This window comes from Coprococcus sp. ART55/1 (assembly GCF_000210595.1).
In the GTDB taxonomy this organism is placed as follows: Bacteria; Bacillota; Clostridia; order Lachnospirales; family Lachnospiraceae; genus Coprococcus; species Coprococcus aceti.
Genome location: NC_021018.1, coordinates 1,334,968 through 1,343,165 on the forward strand (window position 1 = coordinate 1,334,968; position 8,198 = coordinate 1,343,165).

9 protein-coding genes and 3 pseudogenes are annotated in these 8,198 nt (G+C 40.8%); 7 read left to right on the forward strand and 5 right to left on the reverse strand.

Going from position 1 to position 8,198, the window contains the following annotated elements; all coding sequences use genetic code 11:
- The 6 genes and pseudogenes from CCU_RS06235 to CCU_RS06260 all read left to right on the forward strand — a co-directional run.
- On the forward strand, positions 1 to 903 hold a 903-nt coding region (locus CCU_RS06235), incomplete at its 5' end, for an Hsp70 family protein (protein ID WP_208896043.1).
- A complete protein-coding gene (locus CCU_RS06240) occupies positions 875 to 2,110 on the forward strand; it encodes a SpaA isopeptide-forming pilin-related protein (protein ID WP_208896044.1) in 1,236 nt (411 codons plus the stop codon). The genes CCU_RS06235 and CCU_RS06240, both read left to right, overlap by 29 nt.
- A 35-nt stretch (positions 2,111 to 2,145) precedes the next feature.
- Positions 2,146 to 2,328 carry a hypothetical protein gene (locus tag CCU_RS06245; RefSeq protein WP_208896045.1) on the forward strand — a complete coding sequence of 61 codons (183 nt, stop codon included), beginning with the start codon at positions 2,146 to 2,148 and terminating at the stop codon, positions 2,326 to 2,328.
- A gap of 103 nt (positions 2,329 to 2,431) precedes the next feature.
- Positions 2,432 to 2,857, forward strand: coding sequence for a phosphate acyltransferase (locus CCU_RS06250; protein WP_015533986.1), 426 nt, complete (start codon positions 2,432 to 2,434; stop codon positions 2,855 to 2,857).
- Positions 2,832 to 3,146, forward strand: a pseudogene (locus CCU_RS06255) (sodium:proton antiporter); the annotation flags it as partial. The gene CCU_RS06250 and the pseudogene CCU_RS06255, both read left to right, overlap by 26 nt.
- 18 nt (positions 3,147 to 3,164) lie before the next feature.
- Positions 3,165 to 3,782 (forward strand): TerD family protein, encoded by a 618-nt coding sequence (locus tag CCU_RS06260; protein WP_015533988.1) that lies wholly within the window; start codon positions 3,165 to 3,167, stop codon positions 3,780 to 3,782.
- 90 nt (positions 3,783 to 3,872) lie between these two features.
- Here CCU_RS06260 and CCU_RS06265 read toward each other — a convergent pair whose 3' ends face one another.
- The 4 genes from CCU_RS06265 to CCU_RS14065 all read right to left on the reverse strand — a co-directional run bounded on the left by CCU_RS06265 (position 3,873) and on the right by CCU_RS14065 (position 6,763).
- A complete protein-coding gene (locus CCU_RS06265) occupies positions 3,873 to 4,919 on the reverse strand; it encodes a DUF4153 domain-containing protein (protein WP_330369942.1) in 1,047 nt (348 codons plus the stop codon).
- Between the two features lie 2 nt (positions 4,920 to 4,921).
- Positions 4,922 to 5,842 carry an ATP-binding cassette domain-containing protein gene (locus CCU_RS06270; RefSeq protein ID WP_015533989.1) on the reverse strand — a complete coding sequence of 307 codons (921 nt, stop codon included), beginning with the start codon at positions 5,840 to 5,842 and terminating at the stop codon, positions 4,922 to 4,924.
- Positions 5,843 to 5,985: 143 nt separating this feature from the next.
- On the reverse strand, positions 5,986 to 6,591 hold the full coding sequence (locus CCU_RS06275; RefSeq protein WP_015533990.1) for a response regulator transcription factor: 606 nt from the start codon (positions 6,589 to 6,591) through the stop codon (positions 5,986 to 5,988).
- On the reverse strand, positions 6,584 to 6,763 hold the full coding sequence (locus CCU_RS14065) for a helix-turn-helix domain-containing protein (RefSeq protein ID WP_015533991.1): 180 nt from the start codon (positions 6,761 to 6,763) through the stop codon (positions 6,584 to 6,586). Before CCU_RS14065 ends, CCU_RS06275 begins: the two co-directional genes overlap by 8 nt.
- A 160-nt stretch (positions 6,764 to 6,923) precedes the next feature.
- Between CCU_RS14065 and CCU_RS06280 the strand changes: the two are divergent.
- Positions 6,924 to 7,157, forward strand: a pseudogene (locus tag CCU_RS06280) (helix-turn-helix domain-containing protein); the annotation flags it as partial.
- On the opposite strand, the pseudogene CCU_RS06285 reads toward CCU_RS06280, so the two are convergent.
- Positions 7,118 to 8,198, reverse strand: a pseudogene (locus CCU_RS06285) (DISARM system helicase DrmA); the annotation flags it as partial. The pseudogenes CCU_RS06280 and CCU_RS06285 overlap by 40 nt on opposite strands.

The following is an 8,198-nucleotide window of genomic DNA, read 5'->3' on the forward strand; positions in this document are numbered from 1 at the left end:
TTACAGTTAAGGCTGCCTGTTGGCAATGTAAAGGATAATGTAACTATTGAAGAGTTTGAAAGTGCAACACAGGATCTTTGTGATAGAACTATTCTGCTCACAAAGGATATGCTTGAACAGGCAAAGGGAAAACTGGGTGTAGATAATATAGAGATATCACGGATACTTCTTGTAGGTGGATCTACAATGATGAGACAGATTCCGGTTGCAGTGCGCAATGAGTTTGGTATAGAGCCATTGGTATTTGATCCGAATCAGGCTGTTGCAAAGGGTGCTGCATTATATGGTGCAGCCGTTGGTAACTATCCAGACCCAGTTCCAGACCCAGTTCCAGATCCGAATCCAGATCCAGATCAAGATATTTCAGAAATATCTGGAAGAACTATAAAGATAGTAATGGTAACAAGTAAGAGCTTTGGTGTTGCAGCTTATGTTGGTGATGAAAAAAAGATTAAAACAATTATAAAAAACAAGATGGATTTACCAGCACATCAGATGCAAAAGTTTGTAACTAGAGAAGATAACATGGTTGAAGCTGAACTTGTATTTTATGAGACCGAAAGTGATGAGGATAGCGTAGAGTTAGATTTTGGACGTGAACTTGGAACAGCAATTCTTGGACTTCCAGGTGATCTTCCGGCTGGTTCACCGATAGAGATTCAGATAACAGTAAACGATGAGGGACTTCTTTCTTTTGAAGGTAGGGATTGCACTAATGGCGGAGTCGTGACTGGAGTATTCGAGGTAAAGGATGGCTTAACACAGCGGCAGGTAAATGAATTGAGAGAGAAACATAAGGATTTCAGATGGAATATATCTGGACAGAATAGAACAGGATGGCGACACTGTTCGTCTGGTAAATGGCTACGAGCTTGTGGTCGGGAACCATGTCGTAAGAGGTGACTTCAAATTCAAAAAAGTGGATGCCGAGGATGGGACAGCGATCGCAAATGTGAGATTCCTCGTCGAGAACTCCGATGGCACCCAGTCTGCGGAGATAACAACTGATGCCAATGGCGAATACTCCAGTTCTGCGGATGATATCTGGTTTGGGGATGGAAAGCCGGACAAGACCAAAGGGTCACTGCCGTACGGAGAGTACACATTGACAGAGCTTCGTTGTGATGCAAATAAGGGAAAGTATAAGAGCATTGCTCCGATAAAATTCAAAATAGATTCAGATGAGTGCGTGCTTGATCTTGGGGACATAGTTGATGAGAGGATGCCGGAGATAGAATCTGTAGCGAAGAACAGTGAAGACGGATCGAAGTTCATTGATCCGGATGCGGAAACTGTAGATATCACGGACACGGTGAGTATGAAAGGGCTGGATATCGGGCACAGATACAAACTGAGCGGAAGCGTTGTCTCACAGGAGTCGGGCAGACCGCTTGGGGCAGATGGATCAACGTCAGAGAAATGTTTTACCGCAGATGCAGAGGAGATGACGGTGGATGTGAATTTCAGGTTTTCGACTGACAGCATAAGTGGTTCGGCTCTTGTCTGCTATGAGGTGCTTACGGATGAGGATTATGAGGGAGAGGTCGTAGCTTCACATGAGGATGTGAACCTTGCTTCACAGACAGTTTATACAAAAGAAAAAGAGAAGATCAGAGGGAGCATAAGTGTCCACAAGACGGATGATATTCTGGAGACACCTCTTGCGGATGCGGAGTTCACATTGTACAGGGCATCTGATCATGAAAAGCTCATGACAAAAAAGACTGACAAAGCCGGCAGTGTAGAATTCACCGGACTCGAGCCGGGAGAGTATTATATAAAGGAGACCAGAACTCCCAAGGGTTATATTGCCGACCCGGGGGTAAATTCCATACCGGTAAGCGTGCCGGAGAGTGCAGATGAGCCATCGGTGATAAATGTCAAAAATCACTATGGCATGGTGCATATACTCAAGACGGATCAGGAGGATGGCAGTCCGCTTGCCGGGGCTGTGTTTGGCATATATGATGACCGGGGTGCTCTGATCGCAAAAGCTGAATCGGAAGAAAATGGACAGGCTGTATTTTACGGACTTGCCAGAGGCACGTATAGCATAGAGGAGTTAGCTGCCCCAGAGGGTTACGAAAAACAGACAAAAAAACTCAGATAGACACATCAAAAAATGAATATACCATGGATGATCCGGTGATCATAACAAATCAGAAAATAAAAGAACATCCATCACCAGACACGCCAAACACTCCTGATACGCCGGACACCGGAGATCGGGATCCTGTTTCGAAGGTCATACTGCTTATGTGCTTTGCCGTAGTTTCGGTTGCGGGAATCGTATTTTACAGGAAAAAATTTACCGGAGAATCAAAATGACAGTAATAATAACATGGGACAATGTGGTTGACCTTTAGATTTATAAGTGATAACATACAAAATGGACTTGTATAAATAATAAATATCACGTGAGGTGCGAAAGATGAGTAAAAGTTTTGATGATTTATTGGCAAAGGTTTCACAGTGCAGCAGAAAGACAGTTTCAGTTGCAGTAGCACAGGATGCGCCTATTCTTGAGGCTGTAAAGGCAGCAAAGGAGAAGGGAATCGCAGATGCTATACTTGTGGGTGACGAGGCAAAGATCAGAGAGGTCGCAGATCAGATCGGTATGGATCTTACAGGTTATGAGATCGTAAATGAGCCAGATGATATAGAGGCTTCACTTAAGGCAGTGAAACTTGTTCATGATCATAAGGCTGACATGTATATGAAGGGACTTCTCTCAACAAAGGATTTCCTGAAGAGTGTCCTCAACAAAGAGGTTGGTCTCAGAAATGGTAAGCCACTTTCACATGTATGTGTATTTGAGATCCCTGGTATTGACAGAATTTTTATCAAGTTTCCTTGACAATACACCTACCTACCTTGTATTCTTCACCACCGCTGCTTCAAGTGGATTTACAGAAGGTATAAGCACTGCTATGGGTGTAGTTCCTCAGGTCATGCTGATGGCTATCTCCTGTGGTGCCGTATTTATGGGAGCCAACACTTATATAGGAAACGCACCTAACTTTATGGTACGTTCAATAGCAGAAGAAAATGGTATCAAGATGCCTTCATTTGTAGGCTACCTCGTATGGTCAGTTGCTATTCTTGTACCTACATTCTTCATAGACACATTATTATTCTTCTTGTAATCTAAGGGGGTTTTTAATATGAACGAATATGTTGTAAAAGGTGATAATAAACTTACGGTCGGCATTGGCTGGGATGCCAAGAAGGTCGACCTCAAGAAAAAGATCAAGATTGCCATAGACAATATCATGAGCGCTACATCCGAGGACACATATGACCTCAACCTTGCAGCGATCGTTGAGCACAATGACGGCTCTGATCCCGAACTGGTATTCTGGGGTCACAAGTACAGCAGAAGCGATTCTGTAGTCCTTAAGGGCGATGACAGAACCGGCCAGAAGGAAGGTATCGACGAGGAGATGCGCATATACCTCGACAGAGGTGAGAACGTTGGACGAATCATCCTCTTCCTCTACATCTACAACGGCAACCTTCACAAGCAATGCCTGGCAGAGGTGGACAACGTATTTGCACTGATCAAATGTAAGCATACCGAAAAGGTATATGTACGTGAGGACGCAATATTCAAGGCATGTGAGGATGCCAAGCACAACAACTGCTATGTATTCGGTGAAGTTCTCCACAACGGAGACGAGTGGGTTGTAAGAGAGAGATCCCAGTTCCTCCCATACGACAAGTCCGAGGATATATTTGAGTATTACACATCAAGACATTATGTTCCTGAAGATGACGACTAATATTTAACATGGCGAAAAGCCCCCTGCCTCCGGTGTAAATAACCGAAAGCAGGGGGCTTTCTTCATTATGATCTATAATTCTATATTACACTACTTTATATAATCCTCTATAGTCTTTGAAGCTCTGTATCTGGAGAAGTTAAAGCTTCTGATATAGCCCTTGTCATCATTCTCCTCAAGCATCTTCTCAAGCCTCTCTCCCACCGTGTCGTCTCTCCAGTAGTAGGTGTCCTCGCTATATTTCGACATCACTTCCTCCATGACCATTTCGGGCGTAATGTCTTTGGTCCTGAAATAATCGATCAGATATGGAACTCCGTCATTACCTATATCCATCACATACTCAAGATCTATCTTCTTTCCACTGTGCGCCTGACTGATATTGTACTTTGTTATCACTGCGCCAGGTCTGATAAATGCATACAGCGCGAACATCACCAGAACCGTCATAAATATGTATCTGAACAGCGGCATATTTCTCCAGAACAGGCTTATGATAACACCGAGCATCACTATAGACGTGACTATCAGCGCCCATATGGTATTTATTCTGAGGTATGTTAGATCATATTCCGCAATGTACATGGACAGCCTCACAGCTGATGAGGCAATCATTATATATGTACATATGCACATCATGAGCAGTGACACGTTGAGCACCAGACTCTTTCTGAATATAGCACTAAATATCAGCACCATACACACATTTACAACCGCTACAAAGAGCAGCTGGAAGAAGCCCTGTCTTGCATACTCTGCGTATGTCATATCGTCCGGAAGTCCTGCGCTGTTCATGAACAGATACACTATCTGAACAACGGCAAATATCAGATAGAACGCCGTGAGCACTATCGTTATAGTTATACCTGTCACTGCATTGTACTGCCCCTCCTTCGGAGCATTTGCACCGAGATCTCTGCGGCCCGCCTTGACAATAAATCCATATACAAACAGGAATATCACAGCGGCAAACAGAACTATCTTCACTATATCCCACGAGAAGAACAGTTTGCCAAATATGTCCTTTATGACCTTTGCAAACACAGGATCTGCCGAAGACAGCAGATTGAGCACGATCACCAGTATCGGAAGTGCTATCACACATCCAAGAAGTATTATAAAATTCAGCTTTAAAATGGTTAATCATTTTGGCACCCTCCTATCAAATTAGTGTAATAAGTTTCAAGACTATCTCCAGATTGTGCTAACTGATAAATCGTAATATTATTTGCACTTAGCAACGCTGATACTTTTCCGGCATTTTCAACATAATCATATAGATGAATACTTTTGTCTGGCATAACAGAAAAATTTGAAGTATTCAGTTTGCTTTCCAATAAAACACTAGCAGCAGCTACATCATTCACTTGCAACAACAAATGCTTTTTGCAGCGTTTGTCTAACTCTGTAGCGGTAATTTCCTGTAAAAGTTTCCCCTCATGTAAGATACCATATCTATTTGCTAATTGATGAAGTTCCGTGAGAATGTGACTTGAAATCAAAATAGTGATTCCACGTTCTTTATTTAGTCTTTTGAGTAAGTTTCTTAATTCGATAATTCCAGTAGGGTCTAGTCCGTTAATTGGTTCATCTAGTACGAGAAATTCAGGATTCCCAAGCAAAGCGATTGCGAGAGCTAGTCTCTGCCGCATACCCAAAGAGAAATCTTTTGCTTTTTTCTTTCCGGTATCTTTCAAACCAACTAATGCTAAAGCATTATCAATGCAACCTTTTCCTGGAATACCGCGTTGCAAACGTTGTACCTCCAAATTTTCATAGGCTGTCATATCAAGATAAAGAGAAGGGCTTTCAATAATACAGCCAATGCGCTCACGCTGCTTTGCAAGTTTCTTATTGCTTTCACCGAATAAAGCAATTTTGCCAGTAGTAGGTTCTGCCAGTCCGGTTAGTAAACGAATCATTGTTGTTTTACCGGCACCGTTTTCTCCGATAAACCCATAAATATCTCCTTGCATTACAGACATAGATACTTGATTTAGGGCTAGTGTATTGCGATACTTTTTTGTGATGTTGATAGCTTCAAAAACTGTTACGTTCATTTTTTCACAGCTCCTTTCTTGTTATTTAGTATCGCAGACAATTCCTTGAATAATCTAAAGGTAAAGCTAAAGATTATCTAAAGCTCACTTTGCAAATCGGTGACCCAAGCCCCATATGGTCTTAATTCGGCAGCCTTCGCCCTTTAATTTTTTCGTAAGTTACTTATATGTGTGTTAATGACATCATTATCCCTTGCAAATGGTTCTTGCCAAATACTTTCATAAAGATTTTGCTTAGAAAAAACTTTATCAGGATATTTCGCCAGTAGTTCTACAAGTTGATACTCTTTTGCTGTAAGCACAATAATTTCGTCTGCAACAGTAACTATTTTTGAAGATGTATTAATGGAAAGTTCTCCAAAGGTCAAACAAAGATTGGGAGTATCTTTTTGACTTCTTAGCAAATTGCGTTCAATTCGCGCTAGTAATTCGTCCAAATCAAACGGCTTTGTTAAATAGTCATCAGCACCCAAGCGTAGCAGTTCGACTTTGTTGAATGTTAAACTTTTTGCAGAAACAACAATTACAGGTACGTCTGAAAATTTTCTGATATTTCTAATTAACTCATCTCCACTGATAAAAGGAAGCATTAAATCTAAAATAATTAAATCTGGGGATAATTCTTTTATACGTTCAATCGCATTTGCACCAGTAAGTGTGAAGAAGACTTGATAATTGTACTTTTCCAGATGGTCTTTTATCATAACGCAAATTTCTTTATCATCTTCGATAATTAAAACATTATTCATGTTGAAACTCCTTTCTGCGTCTATCAGTTGGCTTTTCCACGTCTTTTGGTATCAGCCACATACTACCAAATTTTGAAACGCCCGGTATGCGCTCCCCCTCACAAAGTTTCTGCACCCGTCTTTCTGAAATGCCCCATTTGCCCGCTGCTTCTGCACAAGACATATATTCCATAAGCCACCCGTCCTTTCTTCAAAGTTTATCAGTATAATTATATACGGTATGGCGAATAATAGCAAGTGCGGAAATAGGCATTATTTAGGTTCGTTATAGGAAGTATATAGACATATCCAAGAAGAAAGGGGAACAGTAAAATGTAACTGGGTGAATGAATATGGCAAAAAGACCAGTAGAAAAGTACGACTTCAAGGCTTTTGGGCAAGCAATAAAGAACGCGCGGAAAGAGCGCAAAGAGAGCCGCAAGAAAGTAAGCGACGAAATGTATATTTCCCCGCGTTACCTTGCAAACATTGAGAACAACGGGCAGCACCCAAGTTTACAGATTTTCTTTGAGCTTATGCTGCGCTATCATATATTCAGCCCTAAATATGCCTCTGTCTTACCACCACCAGTAGGGAAGTATAATAAATCAACAATATTTCGTTCCGGAGACTCACCATCCATAATCCCATACAAATTCAAAAGAACAAATGCAATCTGGAATGGTCTCCACTCACTGTGATCTTTCTTTCTTCCTTTTTCTGGCATATCAGTCATATAATCTCTTAAGCTGCAAGGAATACCATTACCATAATCTTTTGAAAAAGCTGTAATACTTCTCTGTAAATACATTGCTTGATTCATAAATACAAACGCTTGATATACCTTATCATTGTTTTCAATCAAATCAATTCCATCATTCATCCTACGATTTGCATCATTGCATTTATCAATAATAGTCTGACCTGTTGCCTTAAATTTATCATCATGCATAGCTTCGTCGTTTGTCAATACATCTGTAATCCAACTTCCATACATTTCTGTCAATGTACGAAGATTCTGAATAACTTCTGACTTTTTCTTTGGTGAACCCATCTGAAGCATCGAAAAGGCATGCTCCGGCATATCATCTATCTGTGCACTTACACTTGGAATTTCATAATCTGGAATAAATGATGATTTTATAGCAGTTGCATTTATCTCTTCTGCTTTCTTTTCCCAAGTAGCAGCACAACCTCTTCCTCTTGCATAAACTGGTCTGCCTTTATAATAATATTCATCCTCTAATTCAACTTTTCTACAGAGATATTCTGGTACAAAAATAGGACTCATCAAATCATCTGCTATGAGCATCTCCACTTGGAACATTACCTTTTCATATTCTTTTTCATCGCCATCTGACATATCATTATTATGCAAATAAACCGATACCATCTTGTATCCATTGTCTAACTGCATCTTCATAACATAAATATAGACGTTTCCATTAGACTCAAGTGAAGTCTGCTTCGAACGCCCCATCTCATTAAAATCGATTTCCACAACATCATTCATCTGCTCACGAATATATATGGTATGTTTCTTCTTTTTCTTATTCTCTGCATCTTCTTCCAAGTTTTCATCTATTACTTCACCCTGCACCTGTTCTGCATAATACTTTCCCCAATTA